This is a genomic window from Moorena producens 3L (genome assembly GCF_000211815.1).
Taxonomy (GTDB): Bacteria; Cyanobacteriota; Cyanobacteriia; order Cyanobacteriales; family Coleofasciculaceae; genus Moorena; species Moorena producens.
The window spans coordinates 48,228-70,747 of the sequence record NZ_GL890820.1 but is presented as its reverse complement, the minus strand read 5'-3'; the positions used below and the strand labels follow the sequence as shown (position 1 = coordinate 70,747).

Below are 22,520 nucleotides of genomic sequence, written 5' to 3'. Positions count from 1 at the left end.
AGTTATGCCGACCCCCAGGGCTTACCCTGAGGGGAGCGGATGGTAGCAACGAATAACTACCAACCAATAACTACCAACCAATAATTACCAACCAATAACATTGGCAAGGCAAACTTAAGGTTTTGTTTGCATAGGCGCTTCTAGGCGCTCAACCAGGAATGGGTAGGAACTGCACATCTTCCCACCCCCATTCGGGGGACGGGGAGTAAAGACCCCGGCTCGTTTTTCCTCCCCAGCCTAAAGAACCAGAGGTGCGACCCGTGGCGAATTTAATTCTTAATGGGTCAAGCGCACCTAAGGTTTCCAAACTCACTAGGATTGTTTATGACAGCTTTTCAGACGGACACAACAACTACCACTAATACCACTTCTTTACCTCCTGCCGACTCTAGGGAGAGAGTCAAGCAGTTGATGCAACAGCTGCAAGATACGATTTGTGATGCTCTAGTAAAAGTAGACGGAATTGGCACCTTCAGAGAAGATAAATGGGACAGAGACGAAGGGGGTGGTGGTCGTTCCCGTGTGATACGCGATGGTTCAGTATTGGAACAGGGTGGGGTTAACTTTTCGGAAGTTTGGGGCAAACAGCTGCCACCTTCAATTTTGAAACAGCGCCCCGAGGCAGCTGGACATGGTTTTTTCGCTACTGGTACCTCCCTAGTATTGCATCCTCGTAATCCCTATGTCCCCACGGTTCACCTGAATTATCGCTACTTTGAGGCAGGACCAGTCTGGTGGTTTGGTGGGGGAATCGATTTGACCCCTTACTATCCCTTTGCTGAAGATGCTGCCCATTTGCACCGCCAATTGAAAGAAGCCTGTGATGCTCATCACCCTGAGTATTACCCAGTGTTCAAGTCTTGGTGCGATGAGTATTTTTATCTGAAACACCGTCAAGAAATGCGGGGTGTTGGAGGCTTATTTTTTGACTATCAAGATGGCACGGGTAAACTGTATCGTGGTCCCCATCAAGATGGTCCCGCAGCAGCTTACAGTGAAAAGCTTGGGGATTTAGAGCCTCGCAGTTGGGAAGATTTATTTGCATTTGTCACAACCTGCTCTGAGGCATTTTTACCAGCTTATCTACCCATTGTAGAGCGCCGTCGCGATATGGACTATGGAGACAGAGAACGTAACTTCCAACTCTATCGTCGGGGTCGATATGTAGAATTTAACCTGGTGTATGACCGAGGCACAATTTTTGGTCTGCAAACTAACGGGCGTACTGAATCCATCCTGATGTCCTTACCCCCCTTAGTGCGTTGGGAATACGGTTACCAACCTGAACCGAATACACCAGAATCTGAACTCTATGAGACATTTCTCAAGCCTCAAGACTGGGCGAACTGGACAGCTTAAATTGTTGTCATATCACTTATGGCAATACTAGGATGGTTCGATGTCAGCTATCAGTCGTAAGTTATCAGCAGTCAGGTATCAGCAGTCAGGTATCAGCAGTCAGGTATCAGCAGTCAGGTATCAGCAGTCAGCTATCAGCCGTCAGCTTATGCGCTACGGGCACGCTTGGCCTTTGGCCACGCTCCGCGAACGCGAACAGCAGTCAGGTATCAGCAGTCAGGTATCAGCAGTCAGGTATCAGCAGTCAGCTATCAGCCGTCAGCTAATCAACGGTAGGTAGTAAATAAGCATCGGGGGTGCTGGTAGGGCTGGTTGAAATTCCCTGGTCGTTTTACTATCAGCTATCAGCTATCAGCAGTCAGATATCAGCATTCAGCTGACGTAATAGAGATTAAACCAATGCTTACCGGTTTGATTCAAAAGGTGATAGCACCTCAATTAGCGTGGCCTACGGCCAATGACTGATAGCTGATAGCTGAACGCGATCGCGTGTGCGTAGCACATAAGCTGATAGCTGATAGCTGATAGCTGATAGCTGATAGCTGATAGCTGATAGCTGATAGCTGATAGCTGATAGCTGATAGCTGATAGCTGATAGCTGATAGCTGGGGGAACATAGAATAGAAATCCAGGATTCATCCCCATTATTCCCTTAATCTTCAGGTCTTATGACCAGATTTGTGCAAAAATTTGGATACGCTCCCTGACATTTCACCAATCACTGTAAGCTAAACTAGCTTGCAGTGAGAACCTCCATGATCCCAATCACAGAGGGCTTGCTTTAAGAAAAGTCTTCCCCGCTTAATTTTGTTAGTCAGGGTCTATGAATTAACAATAATTTCAGAGCTTTTCCAGTCGGGTGGGAAGCAGTCAGGGACTACAGGTGGCAATAGTCCTAATCGTTTGGGACGCACTCTCAAATCTTTATAAGTAGATTTGGGAAGGTTTCAATCAGCGGTAGCTGCGACAAGGAGCATGCACAAGCCTTGATAGCCGAGGGAGGCACACTTTAGCCTCAACGGGAGTAAACACAAAACCATGTGTAATTACATCACTACATTCAATGTGTCCATGGCCAGGATGGTTATTATTATAGTTTTGCTGAATGATAAGTAACTTTGATGAGCTTTTTTGTAGGAGGTGCTGATGGTTCATATCGATCAGAAAACTCATACTACTGAAGATGGTACAAATGTGATTGTTTTGAAACCGATTGGACGCTTGGACATCACTACAGCTTGGCCTTTTCGTCTGAAATTGCAAGAGTGTATTTCCCAACTGCGCAGGCATGTAGTGGTTAATCTGAGTCAGGTTGACTTTATTGATAGTTCGGGTTTGACATCCTTAGTGGCTGGCATGCGAGATGCTGACAAAATTAAGGGCAGCTTTCGCATTTGTTCTGTTCATCCAGACGCCAAGCTGGTGTTTGAAGTCACTATGATGGACACGGTGTTTGAAATTTTTGAAACGGAGGAAGAAGCCTTAGATGGTTTATCCAGTAGTATCGTCACCTGAATAGACATCTGCGACCCATTAGGTTTGAGATTAAGCTTGGTTTGGCTTCGGTCAATCTTTTAGCACAGATGTGTGATCAGAGCGTGTTAAAATAGCAAAGGTGCTGATTGACCCGACCGACGAAAAGGGCTTGAATGCTACTAGCGGCAGCTCGGGAAAATAACTTGGCTGAGCTTTGTAAAAATAAGTCCACAGCAAGTTGAAGTCCAATAAATCAAAGGACCTGCGGGAGGCGGGTTGCGGCCAGGGTAGTAGGGGAACAAAGCATTGAAATCCTACTGCGGGAGTAAGTGCGACAGAGCAAAACCTCCGGACGTTGATTAAGACCAATCTGGCATCAGCGGATGAAACTGGAAACCCCCACCATCATCTTGGATTTGGTGGTAGGTGCTTCATGGGAGATAATAAAAATAATATAAAGCTTCAATTCTGATCTGCCTTGTGAATACTGTTCGCACAGTCTCGGATACTAAACGGGATTTCTACACCTATCACACTCGTCCCATTAACTCTATTTACCGACGTGTAGTAGAAGAGTTGATGGTAGAGATGCATTTGCTGTCGGTTAATGTGGATTTTAACTACGACCCCATCTATGGCTTAGGTGTGGTGACATGCTTTGACCGGTTTATGCAGAGCTATCAACCGGAAAATGATAAAGAATCAATTTTTAATGCTCTGTGTCAAGCAGTCGGAGGTGAAGCTCAGCAGTACCAGGAAGATGCCCAACGGCTCAAAACCAGCGTAGATTCTATGTCTGGGCAAGATTTGATCTCCTGGTTAAGTTCCCCAACCTCTGAAAATGGGAGTGGGGATTTGGCAACCACTATAGCTGCGATCGCACAAAATTCTCAGTTTAAGTACAGCAGATTGTTTGCCATTGGTTTATTTTCACTACTAGAGCAGACGGACTCGGAGTTAGCTCAAGACCAAAAGCAGCTCGAAGAAGTAATTAACAACATTAGCAGTGGATTAAACCTTCCTTCGGAAAAGCTACAAAAAGACTTGGAGTTGTACCGCAGCAACCTGGAAAAAATGGCACAGGCTCGGGTAGTGATAGAAGATGCCATTCAAGCTGATCGCAAAAAGCGGGAGGAGCGTGCTAAAGAGAAAGAAGAAAAATCAGCGACACCTAGCAGCGATTCCACCCCATCTGCCCCAGAAGAATCAGATTCCTCTTCGGATTCTTCTGAGGATGAAGCCCCATCTTCCTAGCTAGGTTTTTTTGATCTAACAGACTGATATCCCCCGGATAAATCCCAGATAAATCACGGGGGCTAATTCCATAACCCTGGTAAAAAAGGTCAAAGGGCAAGGTCGGTAAGCGATCAGCGATCAGCGATCAGCGATCAGCTGATCATCTCAGTCTGGGTATCAAGGACAATTTCACCCCAAATGATCTTAAATCAAAGCTTGTAATTGTTGAATCAGGTCTTCCGCTGGTCTGAGCCCCTCTATCCGTTGTTGAGGCTGACCGTTTTTAAACAGTACCAAGGTTGGTAACGCCTCAATCTGATACTGGGAAGCTAGCTGGGGGTATTTTTCTGTATCAATTTTTACAACTTTCAAACGATCTTTCAGCTCAGCATTGACCTGTTCTAGGATAGGAGCCATCATCTGACATGGCCCACACCAAGTGGCATAGAAATCTACCAACACCGGCACATCTGAGCCAGATAATAATTCTTGGAACGTTTTGAACTGCTTTTTAACGGCCATGAGCAAGAAACCTTTCCTAGTCCTTCTGCTCGATTCTAGTCCAAAATGATTGGAGCTGGACTAAGCTAAAGATTCCGGTAAAGTTAACTTTGGAGGAAACCTGTCCTGCCCACAGCACAAGATCAGGCAGGATAGAAAACAATTCAAGGTTTATGGAAACATTACAGACATCTGGGCAACCATCTTCGCAACAATTAAGCGATCGCATTGCCATCGTGACCGGTGCCTCGCGAGGAATTGGTCGAGCTGTGGCCCTGGCCTTAGCTGGGTCAGGGGCAAAGGTTGTAGTCAACTACGCCAGTTCCAGTAATGCAGCTGATCAGGTCGTAGGGGCTATCATTGATGCTGGGGGTGAAGCCTTAGCACTTCAGGCTGATGTGTCTCAAGCTGAACAAGTCGATGCCCTAGTTAAAGGGACTCTCGAAAAGTTTGGTCGTATAGACGTGCTAGTGAATAATGCTGGGATTACCCGCGACAACTTGTTATTGCGCATGAAACCCTCAGATTGGCAGGCAGTAATTGATCTGAACCTGACTGGAGTATTTTTATGTATCAAAGCAGTGAGCAAACTGATGCTAAAGCAAAAGTCTGGTCGGATTATCAATATTGCTTCAGTGTCAGGACAGATGGGAAACTCTGGTCAAGCCAATTACAGTGCTGCCAAGGCTGGTGTGATTGCCTTGACCAAAACCGTTGCCAAAGAGTTTGCTAGTCGTGGCATTACAGTCAATGCCGTAGCTCCCGGTTTTATTGACACTGATATGACCAGTGACCTTAAGTCAGAAGCCATTATCGAGCAGATTCCTCTAGGTCGTTACGGTAAGCCAGAAGAAGTAGCTGGGATGGTGAGGTTTTTGGCAGCTGATCTAGCTGCTGCCTATATCACTGGACAAGTGTTTAATGTCGATGGTGGTATGGTTATGGCTTGAACCCCCCGGCAGGTCTGTGTTTCAACTTCCGGAAAGTTGAAAATTGTCAGACGAATTAGCACTCTTCGTGTAAGAGTGCTAAATTTGCTAATGGAGACACAAAGCAAGTTCAAATAACCAATGGCAAAAATCGTTTCGTTTGACGAAGAATCCAGACGCTCATTGGAGCGGGGGGTCAATGCCTTAGCTGATGCTGTACGTATTACCCTTGGTCCAAAAGGTCGTAATGTGCTTCTGGAAAAACAGTATGGGGCACCCCAGATTGTCAATGATGGTATTACCGTTGCCAAAGATATTGAACTGGAAGACCCATTAGAAAATACTGGCGCTAGACTGATTCAAGAAGTCGCATCCAAGACTAAAGACGTTGCTGGGGATGGCACTACCACAGCTACCATTCTGGCTCAGGCCATGATTCGGGAAGGTCTTAAGAATGTGGCAGCTGGGGCAAATCCTGTAGCTGTGCGCCGAGGAATCGAGAAAACTGTTGCCGAGCTGGTCAAAGAGATTGAGGCCATGGCACAGCCGGTTCAGGGAACTGGGATCGCTCAAGTTGCTACAGTCTCCGCTGGTAACGATCAAGAAGTGGGTGACATGATTGCCCAAGCCATGGAAAAGGTCACCAAAGATGGTGTGATCACCGTTGAAGAATCCAAATCCCTCTCCACCGAATTAGAGGTAGTGGAAGGGATGCAGATCGATCGCGGTTATATTTCCCCTTACTTCGTGACCGATAACGAACGGATGACAGTGGAATTTGAAAACCCCTACATCCTGATTACCGATAAAAAGATTAGTGTTATCCAGGATTTGGTACCGATTCTGGAAAAAGTGGCTCGTGACAGCAAACCCTTGCTGATTATTTCCGAAGATCTAGATGGAGAAGCCTTGGCAACTCTGGTGGTGAATAAGGCCAGGGGTGTGTTGAATGCCGCTGCGGTCAAGGCACCGGGATTTGGCGATCGCCGCAAGCAAATGTTACAGGATATTGCAGTTTTGACCGGTGGTCAGGTAATATCCGAAGACGTTGGTTTGAGCCTGGATACTGTCTCCCTAGATATGCTGGGAAATGCTACCAAAGTTAGCATTGACAAAGACACTACTACCATAGTAGCTGGTGGTCAAACTAAGGCAGATGTAGAAAAGCGAGTTGAGCAAATCCGCCGCCAGCTAGCAGAAACTGACTCTGAATACGATAAGGAGAAACTGCAAGAACGGATTGCTAAACTGGCCGGTGGTGTAGCAGTCATTAAGGTTGGTGCGGCTACTGAAACAGAACTCAAAGACCGCAAGCTGCGGATTGAAGATGCCCTCAACGCTACTAAAGCTGCGGTAGATGAAGGGATTGTTCCTGGTGGTGGTACAACCTTGATTCGCTTAATAGAAAAAATTCCTGCACTGACAAACGACCTAGAGGAAGAAGAGAAAGTTGGTGGAAGGATTGTAGCCAAGTCATTAGAAGCTCCCCTGGCTCAGATGGCGGATAATGCTGGTGTTGAAGGTTCCGTCATTGTAGAGAAAGTACGGGAGAGTACTGGTAACGTTGGCTATAATGCTGCTACTGACACAATTGAAGACTTGATTGTTGCAGGTATTATTGACCCTGCTAAGGTAGTACGCTCATCCCTACAGAATGCTGCGTCTATCGCTGGTATGGTCTTGACCACAGAAGCCCTGGTGGTAGAGAAACCTGAACCTAAATCTGCTGCTCCTGCTCCCGACATGGGCGGCATGGGCGGCATGGGCGGCATGGGTGGCATGGGCGGCATGGGCGGCATGGGCATGATGTAGTGTCATGATCTAGTGCCATTAGCTAGTGCCATTAGCTAGTCTCTTGCTTTGCTAGCATAAAGCCTTAAAGCGGCTTGTCCCTGAGGACAGGCTGCTTTTTGATTGGTTAGGACTTACGCATTTGCCCCCGTGGGTCCCCCAAGCGAGCAATCCCTCGCTTGGGGGACTTTGACATCATTACCCCCCAGAATTGGGGGGCTAGGGGGGCGAAATCAACTTAACCGCGTAAGTCCTGTTGGTGATTAGTAATGGGGTGAATCAATATTGAGTAAACTCATTTATGGGGTATAATTTACCAATCCTTATCCATATAGCGCTACGCTTAGCGTCAGAAGTCACAAGTCAGAAGTCAAAAGTTTACTACAACAGGTTTTCAGCTTTTAGCAATGTCCTAACTTTAATGCGTAGTGCTATACTCTACTTCTTCCCATTAAGGAATAAAACCTTCAACTACTATTTTTCAGAGGTTTACAATAAATGGATAACGACCAAAACTTGCTAATCCTGACGATTTATATAATCGGCGTTACTTACGTTTTGTACAAAGCTTTCCAGGAAATAGACCAACTCATAACGGTTAAGGTAGACTCTGATGCTATCAATCAGGAACTGGAAAAGAACAATCTTAAGGATTTCATGGAAGTCAACTTTGGCTTCGATCCTAGCTATAAATTGGATGACTTAAAGGATCTTAAACTGAGTGTTAAAAATAAATCCAACGAGAATCCTGTTTATATTGAAATAGACTGGGACAAGAGTCTGATCACTGACTTGGAAAATAATTCCCGACCCATGATTTGGGTAAATTCTGATGATATGGAAGAGGCTCCCAAAAGCCAAGACGTTGGGAAAATTCGTCCTGGTCAAAATTGCGAATTTAAGCTTAGTGATGAAAATATTAAAAATGCGTTGTTTCCAGTAAAAGACTTGAAGAATGCGATTAAAAATGGTGGCAAATTTAATCTCCAATTATTATTTAATTTCTTTGAACCAAATACTGGAAATAGCCGTTCGTTCTACTTACCCTGTAGGTTTACACCGATCAAGTTACACTGGACTCAGGCTATAGTTCTTGCCTTGCAACCTCAATAGGAGTATAGCGTTTATGAAGCTTCCACCACCGTTAAGCGCCGAGGTGGTGGTGTCCTATGCTAATTTGGAGTTAGCCTTAACCCACAAATCACAGAGGCAAGCCCAGCTTCTAGGCGGTCGTCCAGATCTTTTGCTGGAACTACCCTCGTTGCTATTTCTACGAACGAGTTTAAGTACACCTCTAGCACCAATGTTGTAAGCGCCATTAAGGTCGGCATTGAATCGCTTAGCTGAAGGGAAGGTTGCTAGGGCATAATTTTTTGAATTACGTCTAACCGTACCAGAACCATCATAGGCCAGTTTTGAAGTGTAAGCCGCCACGACCTCTATAACTTTACCTCCCAATTCAGCCCATTTCATTTCCGTAAAATCACGAATCTTTGCTTTGAGCCAACCGTGGAATCTTTGGCTTAGATTAGACCGCTTTCGTCCACCCTTTGGTTTCCGGAGACGAAACCTTAGAATAGTGGAGCCTTAATTAATAATCCTTAACCCTTTTATGCATAACCTGCCAACTGTAAAGGCTCCACTATTCTTACGGTAACTTCAAACCATCCTTTGAGATTCTCAAAGACGTTCGCGAAGCGTCGGCTTTGCCGAATCGCTTCAGAATTAAACTTCTCAGCAATCTCAACAATTCGTTTAGAAACGATATGGCCAATTCGGTTGTTGATTCTTTGGCATTTTTGATAAGTCTTAGAACAGAAACCCTTATGAAGTTTGCCGCCCTTGCCCATGGTTTTGGATGCCCGTACGGATACAGATTTTAGTCGCTTATCCCTGCGGTCTATGTCTCCCCCTGGATGAATAAAATCGCGATGGATTACAGTGCCGGTTTGGGTTACGACTGCTATTGTTGCGGTAGTATTAATACCTAAATCTACCGCAGTAACATTAGCTTCTGGTTTACGCTTTTCTGGATTACAAGTAAACGGAACAGACAGATGGCAGTACCTATCATTGAAAATCAACGACGGGGACATCATTTTGTTAGTAGCTACCTGATGGCGTTCTCTTAAGCCGGTAATCTGAACTTTAGTCCAGATCCAATTCTTCCCATCAAAAACTTTGATTTCGATTTTCTCAAAACCATGTAACTTGTAACATTGACCTTTGTACAAAACTGGATAGCAGCCAGTATCAGCATTTAATCTTGGTGGTTTGCTATCTTTCCTTTTTCGACTACCAGACTGCCATTCACGGTAAGCTGTTGCGCATTTAAACTGTGATAACAGCATTGCCTTTGTTTTTTATTTTTCGTACCCATTTTATAATTAACCCTCCTTCATTTAAAAGATGATTTAACAAACATTCTAATTCTTCAATTGATTTGAAAACTCGATTGGCAATATATTCTTTTGCTGAATGCCAAACCAATTCAATTAAGTTATAATCAGGACTATACTCGGGAAGATATTCTAAATAAATATTCGGCATATCTTCTTCTATTTTATGAATATATTCGGCTTTTTTGTGAAAACTAGCATTGTCTAAAATAATGACGATTTTCGGTCCTTTATTAGCAAAGTCTTCTAGTTGATTACCCGCTTCCATCCATTCATTTTCTAGCTCTTTATAAAAGGTTTTTAAAACTTCATAAAAAGTTTGACTATTGCTTTTTTTGAGGAAATCTACAAATCTTTTTTTATCTGAATATCGCAAAGCTCCCATCACATTAACTCTCCCTTGCCTTTCGGGCAAAGCCCGACGCTGCGCGAACGGTCTCCTCTAACTTTTTTTCGCTTTCCTCTTTTACACCAGTTTTTTCTTCTGATGACTCTCAAACTAAATCCGCTTTCATCCCAAAACCATACCTGAAGACGCTCTGGGCTTTCTTTTTCTATTTTTAAATACTCATCTAGTTTCTTTTTAAATGCTTCCCTTTTTTTAGGGTCTTTTTTAGAATCTAAGCTATACTTTGACCAAAGGTAAACATATTTTTTCTTGACTAGTATCCTACGAACTTGAGACCCACTTAACTTGATGCCTGTTGTATCTTCTAAATTAACGGCTAATTTTTGAGCTGTCCATCGACCAAATTCATATCCTAATTCTTCGGGTTCTTTTTCGACTAATTCTAATAATACTTCTATATATTGTTTTGTTGCTTTTTGGTGATTGCCTTTCATTCTTTTATCTTTAAGACTCTCTAAGTCATCTGGATCTCCGTGGACACACCAATAACAGACTGTGTTCTTTGAACAACCCAAAACTTCAGCAATTTCTAACTGTGTTTTTCCACTATTCAACAACAGCAAAATTAAAATACGTTCTCTAATATTTCCATTTTCTTCTATTTTTAAGGCTTTTTGAAGTATTGTTTTTTGCTGTCAGATAATTTTTTGCTGGCATATTTCCTATTATTGGGTTATTTATTAATTTTTATTATACCAATTTAAATGCCGAACAGCTTATCGAGTCACATAACTACTAACCTGTCCAGCTGCAAATGCGTTCGCGAAGCGTCGGCTTTGCCGAATCGCAGCTCGACGGTAGTAACTAGGGAACTTATAAAAAGCCTTGTTGAATTGTGGATATTTTATATTTGGACGCTTGGCTGTTTTATGCATCAACTTTTCGACAGCAGGAGTTAGCTGATCAGCAGTCAAGACACCAAGCTCAGACCAATGAGTATAAATAATACCGACTAAGTACCTGCAAGCCTGACGATAAACTTTGACCGTCTCCGTAAACAACATTTTTTGTTCTAGGGACGGATTGAGTTTCCACTTGTCAGTTCTGATAACTTTGGTCGGCGTTTTCACTGGTCTAATAAAATATTGCTAGTTAATATTTTAGCCTACAAAAATGTAGACGACAATAGATTGATTGATGTTCTAGGTTTTTGGCTATTGTTCTTAGCGTGGACTAACCCCCACCTGAACGAGGTGGGGGAATGCGTCTCACGTCCTGTTCAATTTGGTGAGGTACAGAGTACCTGGTTTTAGGGAACAGGGAACAGGGAACAGGGAACAGGGAACAGGGAACAGGGAACAGGGAACAGGGAAAAAATCCTGTGTTCCTCATTAGGATGGAAATTGCTATCATAATCAGGAATAGCAGTGGGCAGTCGTAAGCTATAGCGCGTGTCGCGTATCAGCTAATGCGCTACGGGCAGGCTACGCGAACAGTAGCGTGGCCAAAAGCCAAGGGCTGACGGCTGACGGCTGACGGCTGACCACTGACGGCTGATGGCTGACGGCTGAATGCTTACTGGGAGTCTATGCGCGAAGATTTTGGTTTGTCTCCAGTATTACGAACGTTGACTAACTTATTTAGTACTTCAAACCAAAAGGGGGCTCCCATACAGATTGCGATCGCACTCAAAATAATCCCTACAACGAATTTGAAGTAAACCCAAGTCAAACCCAGCTCTCTGGGAAGGTGATTGGGTTCTTCAAACTGCTCTACAAGATTAGTTTCTCCCCAGCCAATGGGAAGGAAGGCTAGGTCATCTACAGCTGAGGTTATACTATCATAACAGTCATTATTGTTTGATTCTTGCTGTAAACAGGCACTAGTTTCATTAACAATCCTATTAGTGACTTGATTGGCAGCAGCTCTTACACTGTGGTTTTTATAGAATTGATTGCTGATATTGATGGTATCGATATTCAAGGCTAGGGAAATCACTAATCCAATTAAAAAAGATATGGCTTTAGACTGACGCTTGTATACCCCGGCAGCTCGTGCCATGGATTCGTCAAACCATGTCGCCAGTTCTTCCTGGAGTTTTTTTAGGTCTTTGTTCCGGTCAGAGTATTCAAATTTCGCTTTATCAATCAGGGTTAAAAGAGTTATCTTTAAGTCTTCAGGAAGTAAATTTTTGATCTTATCTTCTTCAAGGGCTGTTTTAAAATTGTCCAGAGTAATCTCGGCATTATTTTTGAAGGTTGATGCCTGCTGAACAATGATCATGATTAAAGCGGTGGCAAAGGTATCTGATGGAATATAGGAAGGTCCACTAACCGTTGAGTTAGAGTTTGACTTTAATTCATTTTTGTTATCTAGGTCTTTGGCTTCGTGATTAACTGATTTAAGCAAGGGATTTTGATAGAGTTTCTTTAAAAGCCGTTTGGTCTTTTTTAAATTGTTAATCTGATCAACGGTTACGTTAACTGATTCTCCATCTGACTCATCGACCACATCTTTCAGGGTTATATTTCGTAACTGAATCCCACCATTAATTAAATTTTCGATAGCCCTCTGTAAGTGTTTAGCTCGCCATTGTAAAACGCTAGCGAGATATTCTTGGATTTCAGAGGCTAACAGACTGGTGATCAGGTAGACAAAAAATAAGCCAAGGGCAACGTTTAAAATAGCAGATAAGTCCATGAGTAACCAGCAGTCTTGTCAAAAAGAGCAGCAAAGGGAACAGGAACCCACCCCTAACCCCTCCCAGGAGGGGAACAGGGAGTAGGGAGTAGGGAACAGGGGAAAAAAATTATCACAATTCCTACACTGATCGCTATATCTTATCGTGAACTGTGTCCTAAATCCTAGCCTGAAAATCCTAGGCAAGTTATGGTCTGTTTACTCTTTAAACCTCTACCTCTAGCCTTCTGACTAAGAACGCCCACTTATCAGCAATCTCCTCAATTATCTTACTGGTGGGCTTGCCTGCACCATGCCCTGCTTTGGTCTCAATCCGAATTAACACTGGTTGTTCCCCTTCATGGGCCTCCTGCAAGGCTGCGGCAAATTTGAAACTATGGGCAGGGACAACCCGGTCATCATGGTCAGCGGTGGTAATCAGGGTAGGGGGATAAGCGGTTCCTGGTTTGAGATTGTGTAATGGGGAATAGGCGTAAAGGGCTTTAAATTCTTCTGGGTTATCTGGGGAACCGTAGTCGGAACACCAGGCCCAACCAATAGTAAACTTATGGAAGCGCAACATATCCAGTACTCCCACTGCTGGTAGGGCTGCACCGAATAAGTCTGGACGCTGAGTCATGCAAGCACCGACCAATAATCCCCCATTGCTACCGCCTGCGATCGCAAGTTTTTGTGGTGAGGTGTACTGAGCACCAATTAGCCACTCCGCCGCCCCTATGAAATCATCAAATACATTTTGCTTGTTGAGTTTTGTGCCAGATTGGTGCCAATCTTCCCCATATTCACCACCACCACGGAGATTGGCAACAGCATAAACACCTCCCATTTCCATCCATACCAGATTGCTAATGGAGAAATTGGGGGTTATCGAGATATTAAAGCCGCCGTAGCCATAGAGGTAAGTGGGGTTATTGCTATCTAAGGGCAATCCCTTCTTGTGGGTGATAAACATAGGCACTTGGGTGCCATCTTTGCTAGGGTAGAAAACTTGTTTGGTCTCGTAGTCATCGGGATTAAAGTCTACCTGGGGCTGCCGAAAAATGGTACTTTCCCCACTTACCATGTCGTAGCGATAGATGGTTGCAGGGGTGGTGAAGCTGGTATAGCTGTAGAAGGTTTCAGTATCATAACGTAACCCATTGAAACCACCAACGGAACCAATACCTGGTAATTCGACTTCCCGTACAAAGGAACCATCCAGGTCAAAAATTTTGATGGATGAGTGAGCATCTTTGAGGTAATCGGCCACAAATTGGTTGTTGAGTAAGCCAACACCTTCTAGGGTTTCATCGGCTTGGGGAATTACTTCTTGCCACTGTGCCTGAGCAGGATGATTAGTATCAATGGCAATCACTCGACTACGAGGGGCATCTAAGTCTGTGCGGAACCAAAATACTGATTGATCATTGCCGATGAAGCTATAGCTGGCATCAAATTCGTTAATGAGTTCCACAACCGGGGAATCTGGGTCTTGCAAATTTTTATAAAACACCAGATTCTTTGGGTCAGTACCGAGGAAGACTGTAATGATCAGATAATTACCATCTTCAGTGACTTGACCACTGAAACCCCATTCTTTCTGGTCAGGGCGCTCATAAATCAGACTATCCTCTGACTGGGGTGTTCCCAGCTTATGGTAATAGAGCTTTTGATAATAATTGAGGTCTTCTAACTTAGTGGCTTCATTGGGTTCATCGAAGCGGCTATAGAAGAAACCTTGATTGTCGTCAGTCCAAGATGCCCCAGAAAACTTCACCCACTTAATCTGATCCGAGAGGTCAAGACCGGTTTCCACCTCCCGCACTTGCCACTCTTGCCAGTCAGAACCAGACCTAGACAGACCATAGGCCAGCAGCTTGCCATCTTTACTAAAGGCTAAACCTGATAGGGCAACGGTACCATCTTCTGAAAGGCTGTTGGGGTCAAGTAATAGGGTTGGTTCAGCATCGAGGGAGGTCAAGGTGTAGAGAACACTTTGGTTCTGGAGACCATCGTTTTTGAAATAAAAGTAGCGATCGCCTTTTTTAAAGGGAGTGCTATATTTCTCGTAATTCCATAGCTTGGTGATGCGCTGCTTAAGTGTTTCCCGTGTTGGTATTTCGCTGAGATAACCAAAGGTGACTTGATTCTGTGCTTCTACCCAAGCCTTTGTTTCCTCTGAATCTGGGTCTTCTAGCCAGCGGTAAGGGTCAGCAACTAGAGTACCGTGGTAATCATCGACTTGGTCGGCTTTGCGGCTTTTGGGATAGTTCAGGGGTTGACTGGTAGATGGCATAGTGGCAGATGGGAAAGCAGCGTTTCTAGTTTAACGTTTCTATTCTTTGGGTCGAGGTTGGATGACATGGGCAGCTATGGAGCTGATCGCGAATTGATCTAAACTCTTGGTAAGCATTCAGCCGTCAGCCGTCAGCCTTCAGCCTTCAGCTTTTAGCTCACACTACTTGAGGTGCTGACGTAACTCAGCATTATTCCAATGCTTACCTGTTCTATTCAAAAGCTTTTCGCGTAGCGTGCGCGTAGCGCATTAGCTGATACGCAACACGCTGATAGGTTAATACTTACAATCAATTATTGGCATCGACAATGGGCTAATGCCGAGGTAAAGCAATAAGCTCTAAAATAGAATCACTGTGTGCTTGCGGTAGGGTTGCGGAAGGCAAATCGCGCCTGATAATTATGACTGGATCGATCACACCACAACTAGCAACGCCCTTAGAGCTCAAGACTCGTCCGGCTTTTGATATGAGTGATGAGGAATTCTTTGCTTTTTGTCAGCTCAATCGGGAGTTACGAATCGAACGGGAGCAAGATGGAAGGCTGATTATTATGACTCCTACAGGAGGGGAAACTGGCAGTCGCAATTTTGATTTGATTGTTCAGTTTGGCATTTGGGTATGCCAAGATGGTACAGGGAAAGGTTTTGATTCTTCTACTGGCTTTATACTTCCCAATGGAGCAAATCGTTCTCCTGATGTTGCTTGGGTCAAGCTTGAGAGGTGGGAATCCCTAACTAAAGAACAACGAAAGAAGTTTGTACCCCTATGCCCTGATTTTGTGATTGAGCTACGTTCTGGGAGTGATCGCCTGCAAAACTTGCAAGACAAAATGGCAGAGTATAGGTCAAATGGGACTTTGCTCGGTTGGCTGATTGACCCAGATCAGCGCCAAGTTTATGTATATCGTCTTGGGGCGGAAGTTGAACAGCTGGATAATCCAGCGACGGTGAGTGGTGAGCCAGTTTTACCTGGGTTTGTGCTCCAGATGGATCAGATCTGGGATTGAGGAGTAAGCCTTCAGCTATCAGCTATCAGCTATCAGCGCTTTTGTATCTGGGTTCTAAACACACTTATTGACGAAAAAGGCAAGAGGCAAGAGGATAACGATATAACGAAGTGAAGGGAATCTTCTACATTTTCTTCAAATTTAAAACAAAGGGTGTTCGCGTAGCGTGGCCTACGGCCTATTGCTTCTCGAATACGCTCCATCAATTCATCTAAAGATTTTGCTTGGGTATGACACCCTTTAAGACTGGGAACAGAAGCTACAAAGTAGCCATCAGCATCGCGCTCGATAATTACATTAAATTCTCGACTCATTATAGTCTAAATCTTGAGCAAACAAGCGCTTAACCCATGCTAATCATGACTATAGGGCGATCGCTACCAATTAATTACTCTTAAAACCGTTACCTTGGCAAATTCTTGATCAGCTGTCACCAAACTGGCCTAATTTTGTATAGCCATCGCTGCAATTATAGCATCGGGCAATTTCAACCTATATTGCTGGCGAATTTCGATAATTTTCTCAATCAACCCAGTGTCAATCGACACTAAACCGATCACCTCTACTCGCTGAAGAAACTGTTTAAAAAGTTGGCGGTCGCTTTCGGCTAGCCCAGAAAAAGCCAGAAACTCAATTTGGCTAATGACTGAAATCCAGATCCAGTCAGCATTTTGTAATAATTGAATTACTTTAGCATTTCCTTGCAGTAGAGCCACAATTGCATTTGTATCTAGGAAATAGCGATTACCACTCATCCCTTAGATTCCTTTGCATTGCTACCGCATCTCCCCCAAAGGTTAATCGCCCCACCAAATCTGAAAAATCATAGTTTAATTCCTGCTTATCAACTGATGAAACTGGATCTAAAACAAGGACAACGTTAACCTCAACTGCCCTTAACTGGGTTGGAATATTAAGATTCAAACAACCCGATTCATCAGTCTTAGTGGTCAGTTTTAGAACTTCCATTGGCAGTAGCATTAGTGGACCTTACCTTAGCTTATCTTAGCGCGATTGCTGGTCTATTAGCATAGTGCGTTCGCGTAGCGTGACCGTAGGTCAATCGCTTTTAGCAGCTCTTTTGGAGCATCGCAAATCCCTCGCCCTTTCCGCTAATCGCCGATCTTTTATAGTGCGTTACTTCAGAAATTTCGACCTTGGTAGTTGCTCGGATCTCGAACCCAGCACTCACTCTATTCAATAGCTTAATAAAAGTGCTTTAGATTTCTGGATCATCACCTAAAAGTTGATCTATACTTTCGATCCTTTGTTGAGAACCACGGCGAACACGATGAATGCGGACAATTCCTTCCTGTTCTTCGACTGCTTCACTCACCGTGAATAAAATATAGAATTGCTTTTTATAGAGAAGTTGGCGCACCTCAATACCCATATACTTACTTTCGAGGGCTAGTGAGCAACGCCTCGGAAAGTTTTCCAGGGTCAACATCACTTCATAACATCCTCTTACCCAGCGATAAGCTCGTTCTGCTGAATCCTCCTTTATCCAAATAAAAATACTTTCAATATCTGCCACTGCAGTAGGAGAGATTTCAATCTGGTAGGCCATATTTTTCCTGGAGCTGCTGAAATGCTTCCTTTAACGGAATACCTTGTCCTTGCTCAAACTCCTCAATACTCTTTCTGATGCCTGCAATAGACTCAAGCAATTCCATCCGATCGAGAAGTTGCTGATAGCTTTCAGCATCTTGAACAACTGCAGCAGCTTTGCCATTAACAGTCAGAACCATTGGTGCTTTAGTTTCTTTGAGCCTTGCGATAAAGGCTTTAGCGCCCCGTTGGAATTCTGAGAGTGGATGGATGTCACTCAGACTAAACATGATAGTTTTAATAAATTATTTGATAATTTAATGTTAATAGCTTGAAACTGTTTTGTCTAATGCGAACGCGCCCCGCGTGACCTACGGTCAATCGCGCCCCCCGTGACCTATGCGATTGCAAATTCAGTATATTGTCTCAGATGGGGTGGATGAAATCCTAAAACAATCTCCTCTCGTGGTATCCCTTTCTGTAACAAATCTGTCGCCACCCCATCCTCAGTCCAATCTTCCTCAATCCAAATCTTGTCATCCTTCAAACGGATATGAATCATAACACTCTTAATCCGTTCATCTTTCCACCAACCCATCAGCAGCAAAAGATACTGATCCTGTACCTCATCAAACCCTAAAGCACTTTCAGTGGTAGAACCAGATTTTTGATTGATATGATGATAGTCTCTTAAAACTTCCTGGACAATTTCCCGATAATGCTTTAATCTATCCATTGCTCAATTACCTTACTGTAAGCATTAAGCCGTCAGCCGTCAGCCTTTAGCTGAAAGCTGATGTCTGATAGCTGTTCGCGAAGCGTGCGCGTAGCGCTTAAGCTGATGTCTGAAAGCTGAAAGCTGAAAGCTGAAAGCTGAAAGCTGAAAGCTGAAAGCTGATAGCTGATAGCTGATAGCTTACAACTATCAAACTTTCGGGAAGACTTCTACCTTCACTTCCATCCCTATTTTTCCTAGCAAATTAATCAACTTATCCACACTGAATCGACTAATTTCACCATTCATTAAATTACTAATCCTCGGTTGGGTTTCTCCCAAAAACTCTGCTGCTTCATTTTGAGTCCATCCCCGCTCCTGAATATAGGAACGCAAATCTAAGATCAGATCCGCTCTTACCTTGAGATTCATTGCTTCTTCTGCCTCAAATCCCAAATCTTTAAATACATTGTCGTCCCCTAACACGACATTGACGGTTTTTTCATCAGTCATTTTTATGTTTATCCTTTTGTTCCTTTCTAAACTGAACCATCTCCTGATAACGCTTCTGTCCTAGTTGAATATCTCCTTTGGAGGTCTTCTGTGTTTTTTTATGGAAAACATGAAGCACATAAATTGCCTCTTCAAATCTAGCGACATATAAAATCCGATAGGCTTCTCCGGTCCAAATGCGAATCTCTTCAACTCCCTTGCCAATTGTGGGCATCGGCTTATAATCTGTAGGTTTTTGACCCCTTTGGATAGCTCTCAATTGAAAACCAGCCTTCCGCCGTGCTTCCAAGGGAAGATCCGATAATTCTTCTCTAGAAGAGCCAACCCAGTAAATTACTTTATCTGTCATTACCTTACCTCACCAAACAGTATACCTTATTTGGCATAAAAAGATAACACCAGAAGAAAGTGCGTTCGCTTTTAGCGGCTCTTTTGGAGCATCGCTTTTTCGGAATGGAGGGGAATTAGCGATCGCGAATTGGTATGATTTCTATCCCAATTACAGATTTATGCTGATCGGTAAGAGTCCTTGAAAATGCTGGTCAATCGATCAAATCGAGTATTGATTATCTTAGTGCGATCGCAAAGCCCTAGCCCTTAATGAAACGGGCAAGATGCCCATTCCACGCCTGATGCCCATTCCACAGCTGCGACAATCACGCGAATTAAATTCTTAATGGGTCAAGCGCACCTAAAAACTCTTCAAATCATTCCATTATTAAGCAATGCCGTAAATGGGCGTTACTGAACCAAGGAATAGTATACTAAGAAAGACTAGGATAAAGATAAATATAAAAATGACAACTGGTTTAACCAACCCTAGTCTTATGAATCAAACCTTCACTACCCAACACCTTTCCCCAGAAGCGATCGCTCAGCTTGTCAATTATTTACCTGACTACATCAAAGTTGCACTCAATGAAAAGTCTACTGAATTAGAATGTTCCCTGGAAGCTACCATTGAAATGGCAATTTCCAACTTCCTAGACGAAGAAGCATTGAGCTTTGAGGATTGTCTACTCGCTCAACGTCTGAAAAATAATAATTAAAATTGCCGATAAATAGAATAACTAAAGCGATTACGAATTTGTCGCTGTAACTCAATCCGAATGTAAACTGAAAATAACAAAAAGTAGGGTGGGCAAAGTTATAGTATCTAGAATTATAAAAAAAAACTAAACGGTCTTTGCCCACCCTACAACTGCTCACCCTGCCGTTGAAACATTTTCTAAGCACAGAGAGTTTATATCTGGCGCGAGTTTTGAGAATTGTCAATTGATCCGCCTTTCCCAACAAGTCCTCTAACTCAGCCACCTCATCAGTGCAGAGCAATGATTCTACATTTCTCGCCACTAAATCATCCAAACGAGTTTGATCTGCCACAGCCAATTTACAACTTGCCAGTGCTTCTAACTCATCTACACTCAAACCAAGCAAACACTCCTCATCCAACCCTAATGGATTAGCGAGTCGAGAATAGGTGTTCCAGTCCAATAAAACCCCAACTCTTTCCCCCTGCTCATTCGTGACATACTGTAATAAACTTGTCATATCAAAAAGCTTCATAAGATAATGTAATCCTATCTTAGCCCGTTCTGTGTACCTGATAGTTATGCAAACCTCCGTAAGTGATGTTGTCTACAGAAATACAATTTTACCTAAATAAAGTAGTAGATGAATATGAGTTGATTCAATTTTTGTCTAAAAGCCTCGATTTAAGAGGTTGTCTGAGAAGTCTCATTTGCTACATCCAAGCCCCCGTTGGTCCCCCAATTCTGGGGGACTTTTAGAAGCAAATTGACTCTTCCCCCAAAGTTGGGGGGTCAGGGGGGCAAAATTCAGTATCAAAAAACTTTTCAGATATCCTCTAAGATGTGAAACCTTAAACTATCCTGATAGTCAAGCTGAAGCCTTTGTAATGATAAACGACTATGACATAGGTTTTCCTATGGATATCACTATTTCCTATAGAAAGGGAGTTTCACTAGGGAAAGACTATTTGTGGTTAGCGAAACTTATTGCTAGGCATTATCAAACTATGGTGGCAACAGATTTACCAGAAGGACATCCGGACAAAATTAATCCCTATTGTTGGTGTGTAGCAGAACCAAACGGTTATTTAGTAGAAATGGTGGAAGACCTTTCAGATGTCGAAGACAGAGAAGGGTTACTACTAAATAGCAATTCCAAGAAATTACTTACTACATTCGGAAAATTGGCTTAAAAAATAAAACCTAACAAAACCACTACTGATAATGATACCGATAGATTAATTGACAATCTATTCACCTGTACCAAAACCCGTAAACTGGCGTACTTCAGGTTCATGAAAAGCTAAAACAATATCTTCTTTTGGCACTCCCATTTCCACTAATCGGTTGGCAAGTCCCTCTTCCGTGCCATCATGCTGAATCCAAATTTTTCCACCTTTGATATCAAGATGCAAAACACAGCCAAAATCACGTTTATTCCCACGCCAACCAACATACAGCAGTTGGTAGTGATCCTGCTCTGTATCAAAGACGGTCTGAACCTCAGGTGCGACCCAAGGGCGATTTACTCGCCCTAGGAGGCGCGCACCTACGTATTCTGGCGCAATTGTTTGCCGTGAAGCCCGTTGAGCACGTTCGGAAAGAAGATGTCGAATATACTGGCGATATTGCTCTACAGCCATTGAACAATTACCTCCTGTTTCACATCATAAATTACTAATCTAATCTGATAAGTAGTCGGACAAAAGCAAAATTAACTGTTGAAATAGGGAACAGGGAGCAGGGAGCAGGGAGCAGAGGGACTTGTGGCAACTTTACATAAGTTAATATAGTGAAGTTTATTTTTGTCCAGGTACTTACGGCAAGGGATTGTTTCTGGTTGAGTGTGATGGGTGTGCCCTAAGCCACCTCAATATACTCACAGAATGACACTGATTCAGGAGCACTTAATCCATCTTCTTTCAATCCTTCCAAATGAAACATCACTGCCTCAGTAATTAATTGTTTAACGTCTTCTAATGTTTCTGCCACCGCAACACACCCAGGAAGATCTCGAACATAAGCACCGTAGCTATTTTTTCCTTTTTCAATAACAACTGCATAGCGCATTAGATTTTATCCTCATCTATTTGAGCTTGTCGCCATATATTTTTAAGAGTCCCAATTGGAACCTCAAGACTTGATTTACCGGCGTTGCGTCAGTCTTCCTTTGAATAGGAGTAGAGTGGGCATCCTGCCCGCCCGAAAATATATTGTAACGGGCAAGATGCCCATGCTACATACGACCCAAGGGCGATTTACTAGCCCTAGGAGGCGCGCACCTACTCTTAAAATCATGCCATTATTAAGCAACGCCCCAAGCCCTAGCCCTTTGGGCTAATCCCACGATCTTGTAGGGTGCGCCCTCGAAAGGGTAACGCAGCAAGCGCAAAAAAGCAAAAAGTTCCAACTCTTAACCAAACCAGCATCATTAGCTCCGGTAGGTTGCTGAAACGTCGGGATTAATGATCGTGATTTTTCTGCCATTATGGAAGTAACTCCTACTTGGTTGGGAGAAAAGCCGCGCTGGTAATAGCCGTTAACCTTCACCAGCGCGGTTATTAGTTTCAGTGTGTACCTTCTATAGTATAGATAAATCCTCGAAAAAATGCAAGGGGTAATAAAAAATATTTACATTTATTTACAAATAGCCTAAATAGCCATTTATAGACTCATTTATGTTTAATT

23 protein-coding genes and 4 pseudogenes are annotated in these 22,520 nt (G+C 43.4%); 10 read left to right on the top strand and 17 right to left on the bottom strand.

The genetic code is table 11. The annotated features are described in order from the left end of the window. Positions 1-324 precede the first annotated feature (324 nt). The 4 genes from hemF to psb29 all read left to right on the top strand — a co-directional run bounded on the left by hemF (position 325) and on the right by psb29 (position 4,089). Positions 325-1,359, top strand: coding sequence for an oxygen-dependent coproporphyrinogen oxidase (hemF, locus tag LYNGBM3L_RS01595; protein ID WP_008178228.1), 1,035 nt, complete (start codon positions 325-327; stop codon positions 1,357-1,359). 40 nt (positions 1,360-1,399) lie between these two features. Continuing rightward, positions 1,400-1,639 carry a hypothetical protein gene (locus LYNGBM3L_RS01590; protein WP_044491924.1) on the top strand — a complete coding sequence of 80 codons (240 nt, stop codon included), beginning with the start codon at positions 1,400-1,402 and terminating at the stop codon, positions 1,637-1,639. Positions 1,640-2,505: 866 nt separating this feature from the next. After that, positions 2,506-2,874, top strand: a complete 369-nt coding sequence (locus LYNGBM3L_RS01580) for an STAS domain-containing protein (RefSeq protein ID WP_008178225.1) — start codon at positions 2,506-2,508, stop codon at positions 2,872-2,874. A gap of 441 nt (positions 2,875-3,315) precedes the next feature. Continuing rightward, positions 3,316-4,089, top strand: coding sequence for a photosystem II biogenesis protein Psp29 (gene psb29 / locus LYNGBM3L_RS01575; protein ID WP_008178223.1), 774 nt, complete (start codon positions 3,316-3,318; stop codon positions 4,087-4,089). Between the two features lie 186 nt (positions 4,090-4,275). Here the strand turns inward: psb29 and trxA are convergent, their stop codons facing one another. Beyond that, positions 4,276-4,593 (bottom strand): thioredoxin, encoded by a 318-nt coding sequence (gene trxA, locus LYNGBM3L_RS01570; protein WP_008178221.1) that lies wholly within the window; start codon positions 4,591-4,593, stop codon positions 4,276-4,278. A 152-nt stretch (positions 4,594-4,745) separates the two neighbouring features. On the opposite strand from trxA, the gene fabG reads away from it, so the two are divergent. The 3 genes from fabG to LYNGBM3L_RS33530 all read left to right on the top strand — a co-directional run bounded on the left by fabG (position 4,746) and on the right by LYNGBM3L_RS33530 (position 8,405). Continuing rightward, positions 4,746-5,522, top strand: a complete 777-nt coding sequence (gene fabG, locus LYNGBM3L_RS01565) for a 3-oxoacyl-[acyl-carrier-protein] reductase (protein WP_008178219.1) — start codon at positions 4,746-4,748, stop codon at positions 5,520-5,522. A 120-nt stretch (positions 5,523-5,642) separates the two neighbouring features. Beyond that, positions 5,643-7,313 carry a chaperonin GroEL gene (gene groL, locus LYNGBM3L_RS01560; protein WP_008178217.1) on the top strand — a complete coding sequence of 557 codons (1,671 nt, stop codon included), beginning with the start codon at positions 5,643-5,645 and terminating at the stop codon, positions 7,311-7,313. A gap of 477 nt (positions 7,314-7,790) precedes the next feature. After that, on the top strand, positions 7,791-8,405 hold the full coding sequence (locus LYNGBM3L_RS33530; protein ID WP_008178215.1) for a hypothetical protein: 615 nt from the start codon (positions 7,791-7,793) through the stop codon (positions 8,403-8,405). Positions 8,406-8,459: 54 nt separating this feature from the next. On the opposite strand, the pseudogene LYNGBM3L_RS01550 reads toward LYNGBM3L_RS33530, so the two are convergent. The 6 genes and pseudogenes from LYNGBM3L_RS01550 to LYNGBM3L_RS01520 form a co-directional block, all read right to left on the bottom strand. Beyond that, positions 8,460-8,843, bottom strand: a pseudogene (locus LYNGBM3L_RS01550) (zinc ribbon domain-containing protein); the annotation flags it as partial. A 105-nt stretch (positions 8,844-8,948) separates the two neighbouring features. After that, a pseudogene (locus tag LYNGBM3L_RS46870) lies at positions 8,949-9,616 on the bottom strand (nuclease/transposase family protein); the annotation flags it as partial. 7 nt (positions 9,617-9,623) lie between these two features. After that, positions 9,624-10,757 (bottom strand): annotated as a pseudogene (locus LYNGBM3L_RS37765) (IS630 family transposase). Between the two features lie 62 nt (positions 10,758-10,819). After that, a pseudogene (locus tag LYNGBM3L_RS01530) lies at positions 10,820-11,170 on the bottom strand (IS200/IS605 family accessory protein TnpB-related protein); the annotation flags it as partial. A gap of 445 nt (positions 11,171-11,615) precedes the next feature. Beyond that, positions 11,616-12,740, bottom strand: a complete 1,125-nt coding sequence (locus LYNGBM3L_RS01525; protein ID WP_008178195.1) for a hypothetical protein — start codon at positions 12,738-12,740, stop codon at positions 11,616-11,618. 205 nt (positions 12,741-12,945) lie between these two features. Continuing rightward, a complete protein-coding gene (locus LYNGBM3L_RS01520) occupies positions 12,946-15,015 on the bottom strand; it encodes a prolyl oligopeptidase family serine peptidase (RefSeq protein ID WP_008178190.1) in 2,070 nt (689 codons plus the stop codon). A 401-nt stretch (positions 15,016-15,416) separates the two neighbouring features. Here LYNGBM3L_RS01520 and LYNGBM3L_RS01515 point away from each other — a divergent pair, with 401 nt between their 5' ends. Beyond that, entirely contained in the window at positions 15,417-16,022 is a 606-nt protein-coding gene (locus LYNGBM3L_RS01515) for a Uma2 family endonuclease (protein ID WP_008178184.1), read from the top strand. 32 nt (positions 16,023-16,054) lie between these two features. On the opposite strand, the gene LYNGBM3L_RS39410 is transcribed toward LYNGBM3L_RS01515, so the two are convergent. The 8 genes from LYNGBM3L_RS39410 to LYNGBM3L_RS01480 all read right to left on the bottom strand — a co-directional run bounded on the left by LYNGBM3L_RS39410 (position 16,055) and on the right by LYNGBM3L_RS01480 (position 19,150). Further along, a complete protein-coding gene (locus LYNGBM3L_RS39410; protein WP_131826942.1) occupies positions 16,055-16,336 on the bottom strand; it encodes a type II toxin-antitoxin system HicB family antitoxin in 282 nt (93 codons plus the stop codon). Positions 16,337-16,465: 129 nt separating this feature from the next. Then, complete coding sequence (locus LYNGBM3L_RS01510; protein WP_008178183.1) at positions 16,466-16,777, bottom strand: PIN domain-containing protein; 312 nt, start codon at positions 16,775-16,777, stop codon at positions 16,466-16,468. Then, the gene (locus LYNGBM3L_RS01505) at positions 16,767-16,991 is read right to left on the bottom strand and encodes a hypothetical protein (RefSeq protein WP_044491960.1); all 225 of its coding nucleotides are present in this window, start codon (positions 16,989-16,991) and stop codon (positions 16,767-16,769) included. Before LYNGBM3L_RS01505 ends, LYNGBM3L_RS01510 begins: the two co-directional genes overlap by 11 nt. 250 nt (positions 16,992-17,241) lie before the next feature. Then, positions 17,242-17,592, bottom strand: coding sequence for a type II toxin-antitoxin system RelE/ParE family toxin (locus tag LYNGBM3L_RS01500; protein ID WP_008178180.1), 351 nt, complete (start codon positions 17,590-17,592; stop codon positions 17,242-17,244). Further along, positions 17,576-17,863 (bottom strand): type II toxin-antitoxin system Phd/YefM family antitoxin, encoded by a 288-nt coding sequence (locus LYNGBM3L_RS01495; RefSeq protein ID WP_008178178.1) that lies wholly within the window; start codon positions 17,861-17,863, stop codon positions 17,576-17,578. Before LYNGBM3L_RS01495 ends, LYNGBM3L_RS01500 begins: the two co-directional genes overlap by 17 nt. Positions 17,864-17,970: 107 nt before the next feature. Then, on the bottom strand, positions 17,971-18,309 hold the full coding sequence (locus tag LYNGBM3L_RS01490; RefSeq protein ID WP_008178177.1) for a XisI protein: 339 nt from the start codon (positions 18,307-18,309) through the stop codon (positions 17,971-17,973). A 189-nt stretch (positions 18,310-18,498) separates the two neighbouring features. Then, positions 18,499-18,801, bottom strand: coding sequence for a helix-turn-helix domain-containing protein (locus LYNGBM3L_RS01485; protein ID WP_008178176.1), 303 nt, complete (start codon positions 18,799-18,801; stop codon positions 18,499-18,501). Further along, positions 18,794-19,150: a type II toxin-antitoxin system RelE/ParE family toxin gene (locus LYNGBM3L_RS01480; RefSeq protein WP_008178175.1), complete on the bottom strand. Its 357-nt coding sequence runs from the start codon at positions 19,148-19,150 to the stop codon at positions 18,794-18,796. Before LYNGBM3L_RS01480 ends, LYNGBM3L_RS01485 begins: the two co-directional genes overlap by 8 nt. A 448-nt stretch (positions 19,151-19,598) precedes the next feature. Here LYNGBM3L_RS01480 and LYNGBM3L_RS35705 point away from each other — a divergent pair, with 448 nt between their 5' ends. Together LYNGBM3L_RS35705 and LYNGBM3L_RS39405 are read left to right on the top strand one after the other, a co-directional pair. Continuing rightward, positions 19,599-19,850 (top strand): hypothetical protein, encoded by a 252-nt coding sequence (locus LYNGBM3L_RS35705; protein ID WP_229414247.1) that lies wholly within the window; start codon positions 19,599-19,601, stop codon positions 19,848-19,850. Positions 19,851-20,749: 899 nt separating this feature from the next. Next, positions 20,750-21,025 (top strand): hypothetical protein, encoded by a 276-nt coding sequence (locus LYNGBM3L_RS39405; RefSeq protein WP_008178172.1) that lies wholly within the window; start codon positions 20,750-20,752, stop codon positions 21,023-21,025. Between the two features lie 57 nt (positions 21,026-21,082). Here LYNGBM3L_RS39405 and LYNGBM3L_RS01465 read toward each other — a convergent pair whose 3' ends face one another. Then, on the bottom strand, positions 21,083-21,475 hold the full coding sequence (locus tag LYNGBM3L_RS01465; protein WP_008178171.1) for a XisI protein: 393 nt from the start codon (positions 21,473-21,475) through the stop codon (positions 21,083-21,085). A gap of 217 nt (positions 21,476-21,692) precedes the next feature. Continuing rightward, entirely contained in the window at positions 21,693-21,902 is a 210-nt protein-coding gene (locus tag LYNGBM3L_RS01460; protein ID WP_008178170.1) for a type II toxin-antitoxin system HicB family antitoxin, read from the bottom strand. Between the last annotated feature and the right edge of the window lie 618 nt (positions 21,903-22,520).